General features: G+C 44.7%; 14 protein-coding genes. 8 read left to right on the forward strand and 6 right to left on the reverse strand.

Translation table 11 applies throughout. The features are described from left to right. The first annotated feature begins 16 nt into the window (after positions 1 to 16). Positions 17 to 1,768, forward strand: a complete 1,752-nt coding sequence (locus LKX84_RS05490; protein WP_228236135.1) for an aromatic amino acid hydroxylase — start codon at positions 17 to 19, stop codon at positions 1,766 to 1,768. On the opposite strand, the gene LKX84_RS05495 is transcribed toward LKX84_RS05490, so the two are convergent. The 4 genes from LKX84_RS05495 to alaS all read right to left on the reverse strand — a co-directional run bounded on the left by LKX84_RS05495 (position 1,765) and on the right by alaS (position 7,853). Continuing rightward, positions 1,765 to 3,447 carry a M1 family aminopeptidase gene (locus LKX84_RS05495; RefSeq protein WP_228236136.1) on the reverse strand — a complete coding sequence of 561 codons (1,683 nt, stop codon included), beginning with the start codon at positions 3,445 to 3,447 and terminating at the stop codon, positions 1,765 to 1,767. The two genes, LKX84_RS05490 and LKX84_RS05495, sit on opposite strands and share 4 nt — an antisense overlap. A 55-nt stretch (positions 3,448 to 3,502) precedes the next feature. Beyond that, positions 3,503 to 4,117 (reverse strand): DUF4230 domain-containing protein, encoded by a 615-nt coding sequence (locus tag LKX84_RS05500; protein ID WP_228236137.1) that lies wholly within the window; start codon positions 4,115 to 4,117, stop codon positions 3,503 to 3,505. Continuing rightward, a complete protein-coding gene (locus LKX84_RS05505) occupies positions 4,118 to 5,077 on the reverse strand; it encodes a GSCFA domain-containing protein (RefSeq protein ID WP_228236138.1) in 960 nt (319 codons plus the stop codon). It abuts the gene before it with no gap. A 127-nt stretch (positions 5,078 to 5,204) separates the two neighbouring features. Then, positions 5,205 to 7,853 (reverse strand): alanine--tRNA ligase, encoded by a 2,649-nt coding sequence (alaS, locus tag LKX84_RS05510; RefSeq protein WP_228236139.1) that lies wholly within the window; start codon positions 7,851 to 7,853, stop codon positions 5,205 to 5,207. A gap of 102 nt (positions 7,854 to 7,955) precedes the next feature. On the opposite strand from alaS, the gene LKX84_RS05515 reads away from it, so the two are divergent. The 5 genes from LKX84_RS05515 to LKX84_RS05535 are packed head-to-tail and all read left to right on the forward strand — an operon-like array spanning position 7,956 to position 11,100. Next, positions 7,956 to 8,933, forward strand: coding sequence for a M23 family metallopeptidase (locus LKX84_RS05515; RefSeq protein ID WP_228236140.1), 978 nt, complete (start codon positions 7,956 to 7,958; stop codon positions 8,931 to 8,933). After that, the gene (locus tag LKX84_RS05520) at positions 8,933 to 9,262 is read left to right on the forward strand and encodes a MerR family transcriptional regulator (protein WP_119640027.1); all 330 of its coding nucleotides are present in this window, start codon (positions 8,933 to 8,935) and stop codon (positions 9,260 to 9,262) included. Before LKX84_RS05515 ends, LKX84_RS05520 begins: the two co-directional genes overlap by 1 nt. A 20-nt stretch (positions 9,263 to 9,282) precedes the next feature. After that, positions 9,283 to 9,882, forward strand: a complete 600-nt coding sequence (locus LKX84_RS05525) for a LemA family protein (protein WP_228236141.1) — start codon at positions 9,283 to 9,285, stop codon at positions 9,880 to 9,882. Positions 9,883 to 9,893: 11 nt separating this feature from the next. After that, on the forward strand, positions 9,894 to 10,331 hold the full coding sequence (locus LKX84_RS05530; RefSeq protein ID WP_228236142.1) for a TPM domain-containing protein: 438 nt from the start codon (positions 9,894 to 9,896) through the stop codon (positions 10,329 to 10,331). Further along, a complete protein-coding gene (locus tag LKX84_RS05535) occupies positions 10,312 to 11,100 on the forward strand; it encodes a TPM domain-containing protein (RefSeq protein ID WP_228236143.1) in 789 nt (262 codons plus the stop codon). The genes LKX84_RS05530 and LKX84_RS05535 overlap by 20 nt, the downstream gene beginning before the upstream one ends. Before the next feature lie 53 nt (positions 11,101 to 11,153). Here LKX84_RS05535 and LKX84_RS05540 read toward each other — a convergent pair whose 3' ends face one another. Next, positions 11,154 to 13,868, reverse strand: coding sequence for an outer membrane beta-barrel protein (locus tag LKX84_RS05540; protein WP_228236144.1), 2,715 nt, complete (start codon positions 13,866 to 13,868; stop codon positions 11,154 to 11,156). Positions 13,869 to 14,215: 347 nt separating this feature from the next. Here LKX84_RS05540 and LKX84_RS05545 point away from each other — a divergent pair, with 347 nt between their 5' ends. Continuing rightward, entirely contained in the window at positions 14,216 to 19,765 is a 5,550-nt protein-coding gene (locus LKX84_RS05545; protein ID WP_228236145.1) for an alpha-2-macroglobulin family protein, read from the forward strand. A 10-nt stretch (positions 19,766 to 19,775) separates the two neighbouring features. Then, positions 19,776 to 22,148 carry a penicillin-binding protein 1C gene (pbpC, locus tag LKX84_RS05550; protein ID WP_228236146.1) on the forward strand — a complete coding sequence of 791 codons (2,373 nt, stop codon included), beginning with the start codon at positions 19,776 to 19,778 and terminating at the stop codon, positions 22,146 to 22,148. A gap of 4 nt (positions 22,149 to 22,152) precedes the next feature. On the opposite strand, the gene der is transcribed toward pbpC, so the two are convergent. Next, positions 22,153 to 23,454 carry a ribosome biogenesis GTPase Der gene (gene der, locus LKX84_RS05555; RefSeq protein WP_228236147.1) on the reverse strand — a complete coding sequence of 434 codons (1,302 nt, stop codon included), beginning with the start codon at positions 23,452 to 23,454 and terminating at the stop codon, positions 22,153 to 22,155. Between the last annotated feature and the right edge of the window lie 2 nt (positions 23,455 to 23,456).

Genomic DNA, 23,456 nt, shown 5'->3' on the forward strand with positions numbered 1-23,456 from the left:
CACATTAGAATTATTTATGACATACGAATCCAATCCCATTCTGGACAAACTTCCCAAGCACCTCAAACAGTTCATCAAACCGCAGAACTATGAAGACTATACGGCCATAGACCAAGCTGTTTGGCGCTATGTGATGCGTAAAAATGTGGATTATTTGAGCCAAGTGGCACACAGTTCCTATGTGGATGGGTTGAAGAAAACAGGCATTTCCATAGACCAGATCCCGAATATGTATGGCATGAACCGCATCCTGAAGGAAATTGGTTGGGCGGCCGTGGCCGTGGACGGATTTATCCCCCCTTCGGCTTTTATGGAATTCCAAGCGTACAATGTATTGGTGATCGCTTCGGATATCCGTCAACTGGAAAATATCGAGTATACTCCTGCCCCGGATATCATCCACGAAGGAGCCGGACACGCCCCCATCATTGCCAATCCCGAATATGCCGAATATTTAAGGCGCTTCGGGGAGATTGGCTGCAAGGCGATTTCCAGTGCCAAGGATTACGAACTGTACGATGCGGTGCGCCATCTTTCCATCATCAAAGAGGCCCATGGAACACCCCTAGAAGAAATTGAAAAAGCCGAAAAGCATATTGAATATCTGCAAGAAAATATGGGAGAACCAAGCGAAATGGCCCTTATCAGAAACCTACATTGGTGGACTGTGGAATACGGCTTGATAGGTACCTTGGAACATCCGAAAATCTATGGGGCAGGACTGCTTTCCTCCATTGGGGAGAGTGCTTGGTGCATGACGGACCAGGTGAAAAAAATTCCCTACTCCATTGAAGCGGCACATACCGAGTTTGACATTACCAAACCACAACCCCAATTGTTCGTAACACCTGATTTCGCTTTTTTAAGTCAGGTGTTGGAAGATTTTGCCAATACCATGGCCGTACGTAAAGGCGGACTTTTGGGTATCAAAAAATTGATTACTTCCCAAGCGTTGGGTACCATCGAGCTGAGCACAGGGCTCCAAATTTCAGGGGAGTTCCATAATGTAATCGAGCATGATGGCAAACCTATCTATATACAGACCAAAGGTCCGACAGCCTTGGCGTATCGGGAAAAAGAACTCGTGGGACATAGCACCGCTTACCATGCAGAAGGTTTTGGGTCGCCCATTGGGAAATTGAAGGGCATCAACATTGCCATTGAGGATATGGGGCCCCGAGATTTGAAGGCTTATAAGATCTATGAAGGGGAGCAAATTTCCTTGGAGTTTGAAGGCGGCATCAAAGTGGAAGGAACTATCATCACCGGCACCCGTAATCTGATGGGTAAGATCATCCTTATCACTTTTAAGGATTGCACCGTAACTCATGGGGAGAGGGTTTTGTTCCAACCCGAATGGGGATTGTACGACATGGCCGTTGGCCAAAGTGTGGTTTCCGCCTACAACGGTCCGGCCGACCTCAATAGTTTTGACCTCATCACCCATCAGTTGACCGAGACCACTATCAAACCAAAGAAAAGTGCCAAAAGGTTGCAATTGGAGCAATATTACCAGCAAGTGCGGGATTTTAGGGAAGGTACAAACACCACCATCTCGCGAAACAAGGTGTTCCAGGTCATCAAAAGTGAATTTCCAGAGGATTGGCTATTGCCTGTGGAATTATACGAACTGGCCAAACAAGGTGATGATTACCAGTTTCAAAAAGAGCTATTGGACCATTTGGAAAACATCAAACGCAACAATCCGGAAGTGGGCCATTTGATTGATGACGGCATCAAATTGGCAGAGGCCAGCTTGGTAAGTTAAAATCCTAATTTTTTAATATTGGATTCGGTTTCCTTCAGTTGGGGTACCATTGCCTTTTTGATGGGATAGAAAGCCAATTTCAAGGTTTTTCCATTACGTTTTACTCCGAGTTCCACCTCGTGGTCAATACTACCTTGCCAAATGCTGCGGGAAAACACCTCATCCCCTTCACGCAAACCCGCTTTCCAGGCGGCACTGCCTTCCACAACACTTTGGATTCCTTTTCGGTCTTCGGTGAATGTAAAGCCCAGCTCGTAGATGTCGTTCATGGGGTCATACTCCAATCCCAACTCATCAAACAATGCGTAAAGGTCCACCTTAAAGCCTTCTTCAATATGTGTCTGAAAAAAGGCTTCAAAATCATCACCCAAAAATTCCTGCATCACTTTAATGAAATAGGCATGGGTCAATTTTTGATCCTTTGCCTTGACATCGTTATAAATTTGATGCATCACATCATCCAAACTTTGTTTTCCCTCGGAGGTTTCACGGATTTTCTGGTCCAAATAGAAGGCAAACACCGCCCCTCGCCAATAGGGTAGTTTGGAATAATCCCGATTTCCCCAAAAATTATCATAGTTGATTTCCGCATTGGGGGCTTCTGCTACTGGCGAAGCATATAGATCGCGGATGGTGCGATTGATCTCATGGATATAAAAAGCTCCTGACAGACCATTGATTTTGTTTGCAGCGATATTCTTGAAAGTATAGTATTCTGTAAACCCTTCGCTGAACCAATACTGTTCCTCTTCGTTCGAATTTTTGATCGTATGCCCGATCCAGTTATGCATCAGCTCATGGTTGAACAGGTACACCAACTGTTCAATATCCGTAAAATCGTTGTTGGAAATGGAGGTGGCAAAGGAATTGGTGAGCCCTGTCCCTTGAAAACTGCTTCCTGTTTCCTGCGGAAAAGGCTGCATGGTCACCGTGAAATATTCCTGTGAATGGTCGTTCCAGAAATTACGTTGGCAGGTCAAGGTCTGCTCCAAAACTTGAAAGACATCCTCTTTTTGGAACGGAATCCATTCCCCTCGCGTGGCCAAACTGATTTGATTGCCCTGGATTTCGCCCGAAAGCACTTTAAAATCACCTCCCACAAAAATGGCACTTCCAAAAAGTTCCTTGTCCATTTGTTTCAACAGTTGTTTCCTTTCCTGACTCCCAAAGCTATTGTGGATGGTATAGTTCTCTGGGAAACCGGTCCAGTCCAAGGAAATATCCAACTGATCTTTGGCATTTTCAGGAACCATGAACATATTGTGTGAAAATGCATGGAAATAAGCATTGCTTATAATAGGTCGATAGATCCTGCCCGTTGACAAGTCACCATCAAAGTCCTGCTTGAGAAAATACTCAAACTCCAACTGTTTGGTGTCCTTGGGATACATCAAAACAATATGACTGCTATCGGCATCTTTTTCCACCACCCCTTCCACATTCAACAAACGCATCTCGCCTAAGGTGTTGAACAGTTTTTCCTGACCCCACGCCTCATTGGGAAACGACAAGGTGGTCACCCCACTGGTATCCGCGGGAATACTCATGTGTATTTTCAGTTGGGAAACACTATCCACCTTAACCGGGGTTATGGTGTAGCAGATATCGGCTTTGGGTTTTTTATTACAGGAAAAGAGAAAAGTGGCTAAAAGGCCGGTCAGTAGAGCTCTTTTAAACATGGATTAGATTGATTGATGAACTATAAAGACGCAAAAAAATGGAAAATGTGACAGCTTAATCCAAAATTTGACCCAAATCTTGCATATTCTGTACTGGAGTGTCTTCAAAAACCAGGGTCCAACCCATGGAATGGGTGAGCACCAAAATACGGGAAAGCTCGCTGACCAAGCGGTTTTCGGCATTGGAACGCAGGGTAGAAGCATCAATTTTTTTCATCAAGGAGGCATTCACATTGCGTTTGATCAAATTGTAATCTTCCGCCTTGAAAGGATTGAGGTAATCGGCAGTGACATCGTAATATTCAAAATCGGGGTTCATCTTGATCTCAGGTTCCGGAATGTTGGTGATCTTAACGGTCTTGTTCTCCTCATCCAGATCATAAGTGACCTGGGAAAGATCATAGACTACCATTACCTCGGCATTCACCACCACCAACGCTTTTTTCTGGGCGGTGACCAAAGGACCAAAGAGTTCGCGCGAATCTTTATAATTGTAGACTTCCGCAAAATGACCTTCCGTGACGATCAGCTTGGAAACGTTTTTGAGTTCTTGCTGAATCAACATGGAATTCTCCTGCAGAATGGTCTTTTTTTCCTTATCGTCGGTACATGATCTATAAATCAGAACCAAGGCAAGGGCAATAACAGCACCAATGAGTATTTTCTTCATTTATTCGAATTTCATGAAAGGATACCTTTCTTGAAGATACGTAATTTTTGCCCGGAGCGATGTTTTGAACTTCTGGTGCGCCTCCGATCCTGGGTTAAAGGGACGGTGCTGCAACCCTTTTCGAACGCTTTCCACTTCATCCATAATAGGGTATTCTTCGGAAGAAATCCAGACCGTTTTGAACTTTTCCCAGATGTAATCCACCGCCAACGCATTGGGATGCACCATATCCTCAGCATAAAAACGATAATCACGAAGTTCGTCCATCATGATCTCGTAAGCCGGAAAGTAGGACACATCTCTCGACTGCGCTCGAGATGATACGATTTGATGCAATGCCGCAATCAGATGTGACTTACTCCGTTGGTTTTCCACAAAACCATCCTTCAGGTGCCGAACAGGGGAAATCGTAAAAATGAGGTTTGCCTTGGGATTTGCCTTGCCAATCAAACTCACCAGATTTTCCAAACTGGACTGGATGGCATCCACCGAAAGCAATTTTTTAGTGAATTCTTTTTGGGGCACCTTGTGACAATTGGCCACTATTTTTTGGGAAGCCATATGTTCGTATACCCATGCCGTACCCAGAGTGATGATGATGTGTGAAGCACTTTCCACCCATTGCCTGGTTAGTCGCAACCTTTGGTTGACCAGTTCCAACAAAGTTTTTTGGTCATCGGAACGCACCTCGGAATGCGCATCGAAACAACGCCAGATGCCTTCTTGGCAAAACACTTCTTCTGGATGATAAAAAATACCTTCCAAAGCACGTTTTACCAAATTTTCCAAAGCCAAAGGCTGGAACAACACCCCGAAAGGATTTTGGTATTGGGGAAACTGATAGTATTCCAGCTTTTCCCCCATGTTTTCCACAAAACAAGAACCCAACAACAGCACTTTTCCCTGATAATCGATGGGATGATCTACTGGCTGTAAGGGTACTTTGGTCTGTAGTTCCATGTTTTAAAAATAGGTCATTCGAGCTTAATCGAGAACCACAAACTCAATTATCTATGGCATCTCAGGAGATCCTTCGACTCCGCTCAGGATGACATCCGGATGTTAAATCACTGATTTGAAACACCTATTATTTAAGATAATCCTTCACTTTATCCAAAGCTTCTGGAATACCGTCAGGGTTTTTACCCCCAGCGGTTGCAAAGAAAGGTTGGCCTCCACCACCGCCCTGGATGTATTTGCCCAATTCGCGGACAATGGTACCAGCGTTCAGGTTTTTGGAAGCTACCAATTCTTTGGAAATATAACAGCTCAACAAGGCCTTACCCTCACTTTCGGAAGCAAGCATTAGGAAAAGGTTATCCACTTGTCCGCCTATCTCAAAAGACAAATCCTTAATGCCGGCGGCATCCAAATCCACTTTTTTTGAAAGGAACTGGATTCCGTTGATTTCTTTCAATTCAGCGATCAGGTCATTTTTCAACCCTTTGGCCTTGTCCTTCAACAATTGCTCCACTTGCTTTTTAAGGGCAGTATTCTCTTCTTGCAAACTCGCCACAGCCTTAACAGGGTCTGGGGTATTGTGCAACAAATCTTTGATCTCGAACAACATGCGATTGTTCGTAAAGTAAAATTCTTTAACAGCATCGGAAGTGATGGCCTCGATCCTTCGGATACCAGCCGCCACGGCACCTTCGGACACAATTTTGAAATGCCAGATATCACCTGTGTTCTTCACATGGGTACCCCCGCAAAGTTCAATGGATTGTCCAAAACGGATGGTACGCACGGTATCGCCATATTTTTCGCCAAAAAGGGCCATGGCCCCATCTTCCATCGCTTGTTTGATGGGCACATTACGGTGTTCCTCCAATGCCAAGTGCCCATCGATTCTGGCATTGACGAAGTTTTCCACTTTTCGCAACTCCTCAACGGATAGCTTGGCAAAGTGCGAAAAATCGAAACGCAAGTATTTGGAATGTACTGCGGATCCCTTTTGCTCCACGTGGGTTCCCAAAATATCACGAAGTGCCTGGTGCAACAAATGGGTGGCCGTGTGGTTGCAGGCCGTTCTCCAACGTTGCTTATGATCCACTACCGCTTTGAAAGTCTCGTTTACATTATCTGGAAGTGATTCCGCAAAATGGACAATCTCGTTGTTTTCCCTTTTGGTGTCCACAATATAGGTGACATCACCGTTCGGGGCTTCCAAATAGCCTTTGTCACCCACTTGGCCTCCGCCTTCTGCATAAAAAGGAGTAAAATCAAGAACTAAATGATATTGCTTCCCATCCTTTTTACTGTCTACCTCTCTATATTTTACGATTCTTGCTTCTAGCTCCAAATTATCATAACCCCTAAATTCACTACCAGTTTGCCTTAAGATTATCCAATCTCCCTTTGAAACTTCGGATGCAGCTCTAGAACGATTTTTCTGCTGCTCCATAAGCTCATCAAATCCATCAACATTTACCTTAAGTCCTTGTTCTTCAGCTATAAGTTGAGTTAAATCCAATGGAAAACCACAAGTATCGTATAAATAAAATGCCATTCCTCCACTAACCATATCCTCATGGCCATTACCAATTACATCAGGACTATCCTTCATCAATTTTATAGTCTCTATTTGAGCTTGTAATTGATTTATCCCGAATTCAATAGTTTTCAAAAAGGAACTCTCTTCTTCCTTGATCACATTTTCTATCAATTGTTTTTGATTCTTCAACTCTGGGAAAGCGGTTCCCATTTGTTCACCCAACACCTTCACCAATCGATGGATAAACGGTTGATTGGTATCCAAAAACGTAAAACCATATCGGATGGCACGTCTCAAAATCCTTCGGATGACGTAACCAGCTCCTGTGTTGCTCGGCAATTGTCCGTCAGCAATGGAAAAGGAAACCGCGCGGACGTGATCGGCAATCACACGAATGGCAATATCCGTTTTTTCATCCTCACCATATTTACGACCTGTAATGACCTCGATTTCATGAATCAAGGGGGTGAACACATCGGTATCGTAATTGGATTGTACCCCTTGCAATACCATGCAGAGTCGTTCAAAACCCATTCCGGTATCAATATGCTTTTCAGGGAGAGGTTCCAGACTTCCGTTGGCCTTACGGTTGAACTGCATGAATACCAGGTTCCAGATTTCCACCACTTGCGGATGGTCCTGGTTCACCAAAGAGGCTCCCGGAATTTTTGCTTTTTCGGCCTTGGAACGAATGTCCACATGGATTTCGGAACAAGGTCCGCAAGGTCCTTGATCGCCCATTTCCCAGAAATTGTCCTTTTTGTTCCCTTTGATGATACGGTCTTCGGGCACAATGGCCTTCCAAAGATCATAGGCTTCCTGGTCCAACGGCAGACCATCGTCCTCGCTTCCCTCAAAAACGGAAACATATAGGCTTTCCTTATCTATTTTGTACACCTCGGTGAGCAATTCCCATGCCCACTGAATGGCTTCTTTTTTAAAATAATCCCCAATACTCCAGTTGCCCAACATCTCGAACATGGTGTGGTGGTAGGTATCCTTCCCCACTTCTTCCAAATCGTTGTGCTTTCCGCTTACACGTAGACACTTTTGAGTATCGGCCAAACGTTTGTGCTTGGCAACGGAATTCCCCAAGAAATATTCCTTGAACTGGTTCATACCTGCGTTGGTGAACATCAAGGTGGGATCGTCCTTCATGACCATTGGGGCGGATGGAACGATCTTGTGGTTCTTCACTTTGAAAAAGTTTAAAAACTGGGCTCTAACTTCTTGGGATATCATTGAATTCCTAGGGTTTTCTTAAATTTAACACTTAAAGCAAAACAATTTTTATATTTGTCTGTTTTGATAAAAGAGTGAGCAAAAATAGGATAAAATCCATACATGTCTAAAGTTAAGTACTATTACGACCCGGACACCCTTTCCTATCGAAAGATCGAACCGAAGAAATCCAAAAGGTACAGGAATGTCCTGCTATTTATATTGGGTTCTGCCTTGTTCGGACTTCTCGGTCTTGTTATCCTTTTGAACACCCGTTGGGTGAACACACCAAAGGAACTTTCTTTGGAGCGCGAGGTAAGGAATTACGAGTTACAGTTCGATATTTTGAGCAAGAAGATGCAACAAATGGAGCAGGTTTTGGCCAATATCGAAGATCGCGACAACAATATTTACCGATTGTATTTTGAAGCCAATCCCATTCCCGAAGAACAACGCAAGGCCGGATTTGGGGGAATCAACCGATACAAATCCCTTGAAGGTTTCAACAATTCCGAAATCATTATTGATGCCACCAAACGGTTGGATATCATCCAAAAACAAATGGTGATACAGTCCAAATCATTGGACGAAATCGCCAAACTTGCCGAGGAAAAGGAAAAATTGTTGGCGGCCATTCCTGCTATTCAACCTATTAATAATGAAGAGCTTACAAGAATGGCATCTGGTTATGGTTGGCGTTCCGATCCCTTTACCAAAGCGCGTAAAATGCACTGGGGAATGGACTTTACCGCACCAAGGGGTACGCCGATTTATGCTTCTGGTGATGGAAAGATTACCCGTGCCGATAACAAATCTTCGGGTTATGGAAAACACATCCGAATAGATCATGGGTACGGATATATTTCCTTGTATGGCCACTTGAGCAAGTACAACGTGACCGAAGGCCAAAAAGTGAAACGTGGCGACCTTATTGGGTTTGTGGGCAGTACCGGCCGTTCCGAAGCCCCCCACTTGCACTACGAGATCTTTAAGGACGGGGAACGCATCAACCCCATTAACTTCTACTACGGAAGTTTAACTGCCGAAGAGTTTGAGAACATGCTCAAACATGCCAATCAAGAGAACCAATCCTTGGATTAATGCACATAGAGCTTCCTGAAAAAAGATATTATGGCATTGGTGAAGTGGCCAACGCCTTTGGGGTGAACACCTCCCTTATCCGTTTTTGGGAAAAGGAGTTTGATGTGCTACAACCCAAAAAGAACGCCAAGGGAAACCGAAAGTTTACTCCTGAGGACATCAAGAACCTTCAGATGATCTACCATCTGGTCAAGGAACGGGGGTTTACACTTGAAGGGGCAAAGACCCATTTGAAGGAAGAAAAGCAAAAGGCACTTTCCACTTTTGAAGTGATTCAAAAACTGGAAAAAGTAAAGGCGGAACTCCTGAAAATAAAGGAACAACTATAAAACACTAAAACCATACGAAAATGAAAAAAGGCATCATTGCCATCATAGTACTGATCGTTATCGCAGTGCTTATTGGCGGTTGGTACGTGAGCACCAACAACAAACTTGTGGACATGAAAGGTCAGGCGACCAAACAATGGGCCAATGTGGAGAGTTCCTATCAACGTAGAAGCGATTTGATCGGAAACTTGGTGAAAACCGTTCAAGGCGCTGCCGATTTTGAGCGCACCACCTTGTCGGAAGTTATCGAAGCAAGGGCAAAGGCTACTTCCACCACAATCGATGCGAACAACATCACCCCAGAGCAAATGGCACAGTTTCAGGAAGCACAGGCCGGACTTTCCTCTGCACTGTCCAGATTATTGGTCACGGTGGAACGCTATCCTGACCTAAAAGCTAACCAAAACTTCCTGGAACTCCAATCCCAATTGGAAGGCACTGAAAATAGAATCAATGTAGAACGAAACCGTTTTAACGATTTGGCCGGGGAGTACAACATCAAGATCCAACAAATTCCCACCAATTTTGTGGCCAGTTTGGGCAATTTTGATCCTATGGCGCTTTTCACTTCCAAACCAGGAGCAGAAAATGCCCCCGATGTGAACTTCGAATTCAATTAAGCATGCCGAACATGTCGCACGTAGAGGAATTTTTGAGTGCCGAGGAGGAGCAGGACATCATCAATGCCATTGTTGAGGCCGAGAAGAACACTTCCGGCGAAATCAGGGTCCATATTGAGGCCTCTGCCAAAATAGACCATTTTAGCAGGGCCCAGCAAATTTTCCACTTTTTGAAAATGGATAACACCAAGGAAAACAATGGTGTGTTGATCTATGTGGCCGTGGACGATAAAAAATTCGTCATTTATGGGGATACAGGCATAGACAGAGCCGTGCCGAATGGATTTTGGGAAACCACTAAGGACACAATGGCCTCGCATTTTTCAAAAGGAAATTTTAAACAAGGAATCGTTGAAGGGGTTTTAATGGCCGGAAAGGAACTGCAGTCCCATTTTCCATGGAACCAAAACGACACCAACGAGCTGAGCGATGCCATTTCCAAAGGGTAGTTTCATACTTGCTTTTTTATGTGTCTCACTGGCTTGGGGGCAATTCACCATACCCGAAAAACCCAATGTTCAGACAAGCGTTTACGACTATGTAAACCTCTTGTCCACTTCCCAAAAAAGGGAGTTGGAACAGAAACTCATCCGTTATTCCGATAGTACTTCCACACAAATTGTAGTGGCCATTATCAGTTCCACCGAGGGAGAGGACATTACCTATCTTGGTGCGCAATGGGGCCACAAATGGGGCATTGGTCAGGCCGACAAGGATAATGGTATTCTTGTACTTTTGGCCAGGGACGACCGGAGGATCGCCATCAATACCGGTTACGGTGTGGAAGGCTCCCTTACCGATTTAATGTCCAAGCGCATCATCGAATCCGTCATCATCCCCGAGTTTAAAAAGGGTGACTATTACGCTGGTCTTGACAAAGGTTCCGATGCCATTTTTAAAGTATTGACAGGAGAGTTCAGTGAGGACCGCACCTTTGGTAATGCTACCCGATTCCCATTTGAAGCCCTGTTTCCCTTCATCATTTTCATCGTGATCCTGATCATTCTTTGGAGCAGAAAAAACAAAGGTGGTGGCGGCAATGGTGGCCGCAGGGGCAGTGGACTTGACATTTGGGACATGATCATCCTCAGCAATATGGGCCGTAGTTCCGGCTCTTCCGGTGGATTTGGCGGCGGTGGCGGATTTAGTGGAGGTGGTTTTAGTGGTGGCTTCGGTGGAGGTGGCTTTGGAGGCGGAGGAGCCTCTGGAGGTTGGTAGCTTTACCCACATAAAATCTTCCAAGACACATTTTCCCTGAAAATCACATCTTCCTAAAACCTAATAAACCTTGGACCTCCTCCACGCTGGTTCGGTGCTCCTTTACCTCCAAAGGAATCGAATTTGATGGTCAAACTTCCCATAAAATAACGCTTCAGTACGGTTCCCTGATAATCCTGAATAAAATCCTGTCCGGTAGTTCGTTGTGAGTTGATGTTCTGGTTGAGCAAGTCAAAGGCCAAAACTTTTAAAGTGGCTTTCTTTTTAAACATCTGAAGTCCCAAACTCATGTTCCAGAAAATGGCATCCTTATCAAAACCAGACCCTAAATTTCCATTGTAGCTGTAGGTGATATCATTCCCCCAGACCAAATTTTCAGGCCAAAAGGTCGTCAACTTAAAGGCCAAGTTATGGGTGATGTAATCGATATCGTTCACATTATCAAGATTATATCGAGTAGAATAGATACCCAATCGGTATTCTGGCTCCAGTTCTATTTTTTCCTTAAAGTTGAACAACAACCCGATCCTTGGGTTCAGGTTGAGGGTTTTGGCCTCTAACCTACTCCCATTGGTAAAACCGACTTGACGGCTGATATTGGCGTATGGATTGATGGTAAACTTCATGGTGTACAGGCTATCCTTTTTGATTTGCTTGGAATAACTGATACCCATCCAACCCCGGTAGTTTCCTGCCACATTTTGATAATTGGTGGTCCTGATAAAATTTTCATCCGTGGTAGTGCTTGAAACAATCTTGTCCTTTTCAAGGGTCATCCCAGAATAAACAAAGATTCCGGTCCGATCTTTCCAGTTGTAATTGTTATAATTCAAATAGATATTATGATTGATCTCTGGGCCCAAATTGGGGTTACCTATAATGATGTTCAAGGGATTGCTAACGTTCGGAACAGGTTGTAACTGGTTGACCGAAGGTACATTTAAATTGGTGTTGTAATTCGTGCTGAATCTTTTCCCATTACCTATGTCATAATTTAGGTATGAGTTGAACAAAAGATTACTGTAATCCTTGGAAAAGGTGGTGGATTGAATAAAATCCTCATTGTCCAAACCTATCTGTTCCAGCCTTGCCCGAAAGTTGAACCGTAGCTTTTTTCCGTTGGAACCAAACCCGATTTCGGGAATGTGTTTGTTTACATTGAAGTTAAAATCTGAGCTCAACGTTGAATTGAAAACATAGTCACCTGTTACCTCATCAAAATCGGCAACAGACCGTTCGTTGTTCTGCTCATTGTTGTTGTAGCTGTATCGGAAATCCAGATATAGATCTTTGTTCAGGGAGTGACGGTACGAAGCTCCCAACTCATAGGAATCGTTGGAATTATCGATCATGGTTCGCTGATCTTGGGTCTGCTCACTGGGGTTGTCCCCAAAAATACTGCGCTGTGTGTTCAAAAAAGATTCCGAATCGTTCACCCGGTTGTTGTTATCAAAATAAGCACGGACATAACTACCCAAGGTGTCAAGTTTTTTCATGATCTCCAATCGATTGCTAAAGTTTCTTTGGAAACCGTCCGTGGTCTGTAAACTGGTACTGCTGTTGATTAAATTTCCATCCTCATCCGTAGAAACCGTGTTGGACGCATCTGTAGAACGCGTGCTGTTCACATTCAAATTGGGCTGGATAGTGATCCTAGTGGTTTTGTCCACATCAAACTCCAAATTGGCAGCCCCTTGATTGGAAATGGTAGCCCCCACAAAACTGGATTCGGTATCGGTAAAATAACTACCATCGGGTAAAATGTTTTCCCGGAACGTTTTTTCGTCATTGTACGAATCGCTGTAGGCATAAAAATAGTTGCCGTCGGTTTTATACTTGCCTTTGTCCTGGTCCGCATAACTGGCTCCCAACGTGGACGAGGTGGTAATCCCCTGTCCAAACCCGAACGACATGTTGCCTATGGCAAACCCTCCATTGTTATTAAAGCTAAAGCCTCCTCCACGGGAATTTCCGACCATTTCATAAATTTCGTCAAAGGAAAACCCAGGATTATTGATGTTATTGGTACTCCCCAAAACACTAATGCGCTTGGTATCGTTAAAATAATTGAGCAATCCGTTGGCCTGGTACCGATCATCCGTGCCATAACCGCCTGATAATCTACCCATATAGCCTTTGTTCTTGTCCTCTTTGAGCGTAAGATTGATCGTTTTAGTCTCCCCATCCCCTTCATCACCCACAAACTCCTGCTCCTTGGTCTTGGTATTGGTAATTTGAATCTTGCTAATCACATCTTTGGACAAGGTTTTTGTGGCCACCTTCGGGTCGGTGCTAAAAAACACCTGCCCGTTGACCAACACTTGATTTACTTCCTTGCCGTTCACGGTGATTTTTCCATCGCTGTCCACTTCCACTCCGGGAAGTTTCTTCAACACATCTTCCACCGTGGCATCGGGCCGGACCTTGAAGGAATCCGCATTGAACTCCAACGTATCTTTTTTGATGGTGATGGGAACCCGTTCCCCGATCACATCGATTCCCGCGAGTTGTTGCACCCGCTCTTCAAGTTTAATATCACCGAGGGTTACTTCAGGTTTTAACTCTACTTCTTGGGCCACGGATTGGTAACCGTTGGATGAGAAGGCCAACCGAAGGTTTTTGTAGGCTGATTTTCCTTCCAAGGCAAAAAGTCCATCGGCATTGGTGATGGTGTACGTGACCAAAGTGCTGTCCTTTATGGTTTCGGCATAAACCGTAGCCGCTTCAATAGGGGTTCCCGTGGCGGCATCCACAATTTTGCCCTTCACCAAAAATTCTTGGCCGGACATTGAGGAAAAACAAAAAAATAGGGAAACGTAAACGAGGTAAACGTAGATTTTTTTCAAATGGCAGTTTGTTTTTGATTGACTTAGCTGTGAACCAAAATATTGCATTGAAATTTTATTAGCGATCCTTTTAACGAAACTTTGAGAAAATTTCAAGGAAAATTGCGCTTGGGCATAAAAAAATCATAAAAAACGCACGTAACAAATCCGTTGTTAAAAAATCGTTCGTAAATCCTAACACCCCATTCATCAACTTACCGGGATCCCATCCCTATTTTTGGCTATATTGTTGTACCAAATTCATAGATTAATTTTTTATACTTTTTGCCATGTCCCGGTTATTAAAAATCACCCTGTTTGCCTTCCTGATTTTTGTTTCATCCTGTAAAAAAAAGGAGGCCGTTGTTGTGACGGACAATCTCTTCAAATTCAAGGATTATATCAGTTACCATACCCATGGCAACCAAAGCATTTCTGCTCCCATTACCATTGCTCTGGCCCAACAATTGGAGCAATTTGAACTGAACCAGGAATTGCCCAAGGAGTATTTACAAATTTCACCAAAGGTGGATGGCAAATTGATCATTGAAAACGGTCGGGAACTGACCTTTCAACCTTCCGAATATTTAAAACCGAACACGGAATATGTGGTCACTTTGGCCCTGAACAAACTGTTCGAGAACATCGACAAGGAATTTAAGACCTATACTTTTAGTTTCAAGACCATCACCCCAAACTTTAAGATCAATTTGGGCAACTTGCAATCCTACAGCAAAGAGCTGCAATATTTAACTGGCACCTTGGATGCTTCCGATATTTTGGATGCCTCCAAAATAGAGAGCATTCTTTCCGTAAAGCAGGGCGATAAAAATGTTCCCGTAAGCTGGGACAACGCTTCGGAAAATGCCCAGTACTTCAGTTTTAAGATTGATAGCATCTCTAGAAAAACAGAAGATAGCGAGCTCACCATCAGTTGGACCGGAAAGGAACTTAGTATTGAAAACGAAGGTTCGGAAAAGTTCACCATTCCCGGATTGAACAAATTTGTTGTGGTGGATGCCAAGACCACTTCATCCCCTAATGCTGTTCTAACGTTGAATTTCTCGGAACCGCTGAAACAAAATCAAAACCTGAACGGTTTGGTGACCATTGAAAATGCCGAAAGCCTTCGGTATGAGATAAACGGAAACTTACTTAGAGTGTACCCTTCCAACCGGATTTTGGGTGAAGTACGGGTTAATGCTTTTGAGGGAATCAAAAGCGAATATGGGTTTACCTTGAAGAACACTTTTTCCGAACTGGTTTCTTTTGAACAGTTGAAACCTGCTGTACGATTGATTTCCAAAGGAACCATTCTGCCCAATGCCGCTTCCACGCCCATCTATTTTGAGACGGTGAATTTGTCAGCCGTTGAAGTCCGAGTGATCCAGGTTTTTGAGAACAACATGCTACAATACCTGCAGAACAATGACCTTACAGAAAGCTACAGTCCCGATTTCAGACCAGTGGGAAGAAGGGTGGCCTTCAAAGTGCTTCCCCTTGCAGAAAATGGGGAAGAAAATTCCAGTTATTGGAAAGCCCACGCCCTTGACCTGTCGAGCTTGATCAAAGTCAACCCAGGTTCCTTGTACCGAGTTGAATTCAGTTTTAAAAAGGAGCACACTACCTATTCCTGTGATGATTCTGAAACAACAGAAGATCAAACGGAAACCTATAAGTCCAGCGCGGATGAAGAATCCATGGAAGAACGCTATTGGGACAACGAGATCTATTATTGGAGGGACTATGATTACGATTGGGAGAACCGCGACAACCCTTGTCACCAGGCGTATTACAACTATGACAGGATTGCATCCACCAATCTTTTAGGCAGCGACCTTGGCTTGATCGTGAAAAAAGGAAAAAACCATTCCTATCATTTTGCGGCCACCAATTTATTGACCACCCAACCCGAAGCCAACACCAAGATAAAACTGTACAATTATCAACAACAATTGTTGGGAGAGGTGACCACGGATGCCTCCGGATTATCCATTTATGACGGGGATAAGAGCGTTGCTTTTGCCGTCGCGGAAAAGAACAACAATTTTGCCTATGCCAAACTTTTGGATGGCAACGCACTGTCTTTGAGTACATTCGATGTTTACGGAGAAGAATTGCAGCGGGGACTTCAAGGATTCCTGTATACTGAAAGAGGGGTTCACCGTCCTGGCGATGTGATCCATCTCACCTTTGTTTTGGACGATAAAGCCAATCCGTTGCCCAAAGGTCACCCCGTAACTTTGGAAGTAAGTGATGCCCGTGGAAAATTGGTACAGCGCAATGTGCTGACCGAAGGTACTTTGCCCATTTCTGAAGGCTTGTTCGCCAAAAAAGAGAACAAATTCTATTATTTCCCTATACCGACCCAAGCGGATGCCCCAACGGGAAATTGGTCCGCTAAAGTGATTGTGGGCGGTGCCCAATTCAACAAATACCTTAAGGTGGCCACGGTGAAACCCAACCGGTTAAAAGTGGATTTTTCCTTTGATAACGAAGTGTTGAAGGCCAACTCAAATAATAGCGGCAAGGCCATCGTACAATGGTTGCACGGAGCTCCCGCCCGCAACCTCAAAATTGATATCAATGCCAACTTGAGCAAAGCTTCCAATGCCTTCCCAAAACTGAAGGATTATGTTTTTCAAGATCCGGCACGCGACTTTTATGATACCGAACTGCAATGGATCTCTTCCAAATTGGATGGAAACGGTGAGTTGGCCATCAACGAAAAAATCAATGTGAACGGTAATGCCCCAGGCATGTTACAAGCAACTTTCACTACCAAGGTTTTTGAAGGTGGCGGGGATTTTTCCATAGACGTGTTCACCAAAAATGTGGCGCCCTACCCCTATTTTGTGGGATTACGATCCCCAGAGGCCAAGCAATACGGTTCTTTTATGACCGATGAGAATAATTCCTTTAGTGTGATTACTGTGGATGATCAAGGTAAACCGTCTGGCAATCGAAAACTGAAAGTTCAGATCTATAAAATTGAATGGCGTTGGTGGTGGAACCGTGGGTACGATAACCTATCCCGATATGAAAATGCATCCGTTCACAGTCCGTTCAAGGAAATGACGGTTACCACCGGAGCGGACGGCAAGGCCAACTTCAACCTAAAGGTACCCGATGATGATGGCGGACGTTTCCTAATTCGAGTGATCGATGAAGCAGGACATGCAACTGGGCGTACAGCTTATTTTTATCGCAATTGGTGGAAAAGGCCATCCGGAGATTCCGAAAGCTCCAAGATCTTGGTATTCTCGGCAGATAAGGAAAACTACAAATTGGGAGAACAGGCCAACATCACTTTCCCTTCGGATAAAGGTGGAAGGGCTTTGATCAGCATTGAAAACGGTACCGAAGTATTGTCCCAACAATGGGTAGAAACTTCTGCCAAGGAGACCAAGGCCACCATTCCGATTACAGCAGAAATGGCTCCGAATGCCTACATCAACATTTCCTTGTTGCAACCGCACGGACAGGCCACCAACGATTTGCCTATCCGATTGTACGGAGTGGTGCCATTGTTGGTGGAAAACCCGGCCACAATGCTCGAACCTCAAATTTCGATGCCCGAAGTTCTGGAACCCGAGTCATCGTTTAAGGTTACTGTTTCGGAAACCAACAAAAAACCCATGACCTATTCTTTGGCTGTGGTAGATGACGGACTTTTGGACTTGACGCGTTTTAGGACCCCGGACATCCATGCTTCTTTTTATGCAAGACAAGCGCTAGGAGTGAAAACTTTTGACATTTTTGATGATGTAATGGGTGCCTACTCCGTGAGCGTGGACAACATCTACGCCATCGGTGGGGGTGATATTGGCGCCGGGGCGAAAAATCGAAAGGCCCAACGCTTTAAACCTGTCGTCACCTATTTGGGTCCCTTTACCCTGAAGGCTGGAGAAAAAGCATCTCACACCATCGATATGCCAAATTATGTAGGCTCGGTTCGTACCATGGTCGTTGCCGGTAACTTGAACAGTGCCTACGGAAACGCCGAAAAAACCACTCCGGTTCGTAAACCTTTGATGGTGTTGACGTCCATCCCGAGAAAATTATCTCCTGGAGAAACCGTGACCATTCCGGTTACCGTTTTTGCCATGGAAGCCAAAGTGAAAAATGTAAAAGTTTCCATCAATGCCGGTAAAGCGTTAGAGGCTATTGGGGAAACAACCAAGAACATTACCTTCAATGCTGTTGGGGAACAAATCGTAAACTTCGACTTTAAGGTGAAACCTGCTTCCTCCTTCCAAACCATAACCGTAACGGCCAGTGGTGCAGGGGAAAGTGCGAGCAGCAAAACCGAAATCGATGTGGAAAATCCAAATCCCATCACCACCAAAAGCGAGTTATTCACTGTGGATGCCAATGGCAGCATGGCCATTCCTTTTGAAACGTTTGGCACTTCTGGCACCAACGAGGCTTTTATCGAATTCTCCACTTTGCCTCCAATGGATTTCAGTAAGCGATTGGATTACCTGTTGAGATATCCCCATGGCTGTGTGGAACAGACTACCTCGGCGGCCTTCCCACAATTGTTTTTGGCGGATGTGTTGGACATCACTTTTGAAAAGAAAAAGGATATTGAGAAAAATGTAAAGGCAGCCATCAAAAAATTGGGTGATTTCCAAACCCCGAACGGTGGACTCAGCTATTGGCCTGGTTATGGAAATGCCGATGATTGGGGTACGTCCTACGCAGGTCATTTTATGCTGGAAGCCAAACAGCAGGGTTATCAGCTACCGTTGACGTTCTTGACCAATTGGTTGAAATATCAAAAGACGGCAGCCCGTCAATGGAGCAATCAAAGTTCTGGTTATAACGATGATATTTCCCAAGCGTATCGCCTGTACACCTTGGCTTTGGCGCAACAGCCCGAGTTGGCTGCCATGAACCGACTTCGGGAAACTAAAAACTTGAGCAATGAAGCCAAATGGCGTTTGGCAGCTGCCTATGCACTGGCCGGGAAAAAAGAAGTGGCCCAAGAAATCGCCCAAAAGGCAAACATCAACTTTACACCAAGCAATTATGATTACCGAACCTATGGTTCCGTTTTCAGAAATAGGGCCATGGCACTGGAAACATTGGTGATCTTAGGAGATTCCAAACAGAGGGATTTGTCCATTTCTTTGGCCAAGGACCTTTCTTCCCAAAATTGGTACAGTACGCAGGAAACGGCTTTTGCCTTATTGTCCCTTTCCAAAATGGTCATGAAAAATGGAGGCAAGTCCATCGACCTAACTTATACCAGCAACGGAAAGGAAATTTCAGTGAAGACCGATAGGGTCATTGCACAAAGAGGGCTCACCATCACCTCCTTCAAAAATGAAATACAGGTGAAGAACAAACAAGGGAACACCATTTATGCCACCCTCACCCAGACCGGAAAATTACCCGTTGGACAGGAATTGGCCCTTCAACAAAACCTCAACCTCAATGTGGTTTATAAAGATGCCATGGGAAATACCATGGATGTTTCTGAACTACGGCAAGGAACTGAATTTCAAGCAGAAATTACCGTTTTCAATAGTTCCAATGACTATGTCGACAACTTGGCGTTGACCCATATTGTACCCAGTGGTTGGGAGATTGTGGACACTTCTTTTGCTGGCGGGGACAATCCGAATGCATCTAAGGCAGATCATGTGGATACCCGTGACGATCGCACCCATTTGTATTTTAACCTTGGGGCACGCAAGTCGGCCACGTTTACTGTTAAACTAAATGCCTCCTTCCTTGGAGATTACTATTTGCCGGGAGCCCAAGTAGAAGCCATGTACGACAACAACTACCAAGCACGAAACAAAGGAAATTGGATTAAAGTGGTACAGTGATGTGTTTCGAATGATCAATTTTTGGGAACGATTAAAAAGGTTTGCATACCGACATAAGATCAAGTTGGCCATTTTTATGGCCTTCTTGGTCTTGTGGTTGTTCTGTTTGCCTAAAAATCTGTTTGAAGATCCCACCTCAACCGTGGTAAACAGCGCCGATGGTTCTTTGATCGGAGCGCGGATTGCCAATGACGGTCAATGGCGGTTTCCTGAAATGGATTCCGTCCCCAAACGTTTTGAGGAATGCGTTCTTCTTTTTGAGGATGAATATTTTTACCAACACCCCGGTTTTAATCCCGTTTCCATTGTTAAGGCCATTGGTCATAACCTGACCAAAAAATCCCGCAGGGGTGGCAGCACCATTACCCAGCAAGTCATCCGTTTGAGCCGAAAGAACAAGTCACGGACCTATGGGGAGAAAGTGGTTGAAATCTTCCTGTCCACACGACTGGAATTGAGGTATTCCAAAAAAGAAATTCTCAGATTATATGCCTCCCACACCCCTTTTGGTGGCAATGTGGTTGGGTTGGAAACCGCGGCTTGGCGCTATTTTGGTATTCCGGCCCATGAACTGAGTTGGGGCCAGGCAGCCTCTCTGGCAGTGTTGCCCAATGCACCGGCCCTTATTTTTCCAGGAAGAAATGAGTCCATTTTTCTTGAAAAGAGAAATCGGTTGCTGGAAAAATTAAAGGATAAAGGTATTTTGGATGAAACCACCTATGAACTGGCCAAAGCAGAACCCCTTCCTCAAAAACCGGTTCCGTTACCAGATGTGGCTCCCCATCTTACGGAGCGCATAAGAACCGAACACCCGGGACAACGCATTACAACTTCAATTGACAGGACATTGCAACAACGATTGAACCTCTTGGCCGAAAGACACTACCATCAATTGAAGGGAAACGAAATCCATAATCTGGCTATTTTAGTGCTCAATGTGGAAACCCGAAAAGTGTTGGGGTATGTGGGCAACTCCCCTTCGGGAAAGGAACATGCCAATTACGTGGACATCATCACCAAAAAACGAAGTACGGGAAGCACCTTGAAGCCATTTTTATTTGCGTCCCTGTTGGACGAAGGACAATTGCTGCCTCATAGTTTGGTAGAAGATGTACCGACCGTGATTAACGGGTATCATCCTCAAAATTTTGATAAAAAACATGTGGGTGCCGTACCGGCCAGCAGGGCCCTTTCACGGTCCCTGAATGTTCCAGCCGTGCGATTGTTACGAGAATACGGTTTGCCAAAATTCTACAACAAACTCAAAAAAATGAACATGGCGTCGTTGGACAAGTCTTCTTCCTATTATGGGCTATCCTTGATACTCGGCGGGGCCGAAAGTTCCCTTTGGGAAATCACGCAGACCTATGCCGCCATGGCTTCCACTTTAAACTATTTTGTGGACCATTCCAGCACCTATCGCACCCATGAATTTGTGCAACCTTCGTATGTATCCAATACAGAAATTGATTTGGGAACACAGCAATTTGACCCACCCATTTTTGGAGCTGGGGCTATCTATTCCACTTTTCAATCCATGTATGAAGTAAACCGTCCGGAAGGAGATGAAAACTGGCACTTTTTTGATTCCTCCCAACCGATTGCCTGGAAAACCGGGACCAGCTTTGGTTTTAAGGATGCCTGGGCGGTTGGGGTAACACCCGAATATGCCATTGGGGTTTGGGCCGGTAACGCCGATGGCGAAGGAAGGCCCGGATTAACGGGAATCACAGCAGCAGCTCCTTTGTTGTTTCAAGTTTTGGATGCCCTTCCCCACAGCGGTTGGTTCCAGGAACCTTTTGATGATCTAGTTGAAGTGGAAGTGTGTTCGCAAAGTGGTTATCGGGCTTCGGTCTTTTGTGACGATGCAAAAAAAGAATATGTTCCTACTTATGGTACTCGAAGTGGCCCCTGCCCTTTCCACCAGCAATTGTTTTTGGATGCATCGGAAACCTATCGTGTAAACTCGGAATGCTATCCTTTGGAAAATATGAAAGCCAAAAACTGGTTCGTGCTCCCTCCTACCATCGAGTACTATTATGCGCTTTCCAACCCCAATTACAAGGAATTGCCCTCTTATTTGGCCAATTGTTCGGAAATGGAGAACCAATTGATGGAATTCATCTATCCGAAAGCCAATGAAGCGGTATTGCTCCCAAAAGACCTGGGAACCAAAACCAAGGACATCCTATTAAAATTGGCACATCAACAAAACAATGCCATCGTATATTGGTATTTGGACGGCACCTATATGGGCAAAACGGAAAACTTCCACGAACTTATTCTGGACATTGAACCAGGGGAATATATCCTTACGGCTGTGGATAACTCCGGCAACCGGATTCAGCAAAAACTGGAAGTTCTTTTGGCTTCTGAGCAGTAAAACCCTACTTCTTCCTCATAAAGATGGTCACCGGCACGCCCGTAAAATCGAAATTCTCCCGTAACTTATTTTCCAAGAACCGCTTGTAGGGATCCCGCACGTATTGCGGTAGATTACAGAAGAACGCAAACTGTGGATACGGTGTCGGCAACTGGGTACAGAACTTGATCTTCACATATTTACCCTTGTACGCTGGTGGCGGAGTATGCTCAATAATGGGCAACATGATATCGTTCAATTTTCGGGTAGGCACCTTTTTAGAACGGTTTTTGAACACTTCCACTGCTGTTTCAATGGCCTTATAGATCCGCTGTTTATTCAATACCGATATGAACAGAATTGGTACATCTTCAAAAGGGGAAATGGCTTCTTTGATCTTGGCCGTATATTCTTTTACTGAGTTCGTGTCCTTCTCCACCAAATCCCATTTGTTCACCAGAATCACGATACCCTTATTGTTGCGCTGTGCCAGCCAAAAAATATTCTCCACTTGACCATCAAAACCACGGGTGGCATCCATCAATAAGATACAAACATCGCAATGCTCAATGGCGCGAACGGAACGCATTACAGAGTAAAACTCCAAATCTTCCTTCACTTTGGATTTCTTCCGGATACCGGCAGTATCCACCAAATTGAATTCAAATCCGAACTGATTGTATTTGGTATCAATACTGTCCCTTGTGGTTCCGGCAATATCGGTCACAATATAACGGTCTTCCCCAATCAAAGCATTGATGAAGGATGATTTCCCTGCATTAGGGCGACCTACCACTGCAAAACGGGGCAATTCACTTTCTTCCTCTTGAATATCGGGCAACACCTTAACAAGTGCGTCCAACAATTCTCCTGTACCACTTCCGTTCACACTGGAAAGTGTAAAATATTCCCCAAGCCCCAAAGCGTAGAATTCCACTGCATCGGCCACACGTTGGGCATTATCTACCTTGTTCACGGCCAAAAAAACAGGTTTATTCACCTTGCGGAGTAACTTGGCCACGTCCTCGTCCATCCCGGTCACACCAGATTCCACATCCACCATAAAAATGATGGCATCCGCTTCCCCGATGGCCAATTCCACTTGCTTATCGATTTCTTTTTCAAAAACGTCATCACTCCCAAGCACATATCCACCGGTATCGATCAAGGAAAATTCCTTGCCGTTCCAGTCGCTTTTTCCATAATGACGGTCACGGGTAACGCCACTCACGGCATCCACTATCGCTTCACGGCGACGGATCAATCGGTTGAAAAAAGTGGATTTGCCCACATTGGGCCTCCCTACGATAGCTACAATAGCTCCCATCT

The sequence above is a fragment of the Allomuricauda sp. M10 genome (assembly GCF_020782875.1).
Taxonomy (GTDB): Bacteria; Bacteroidota; Bacteroidia; order Flavobacteriales; family Flavobacteriaceae; genus Flagellimonas.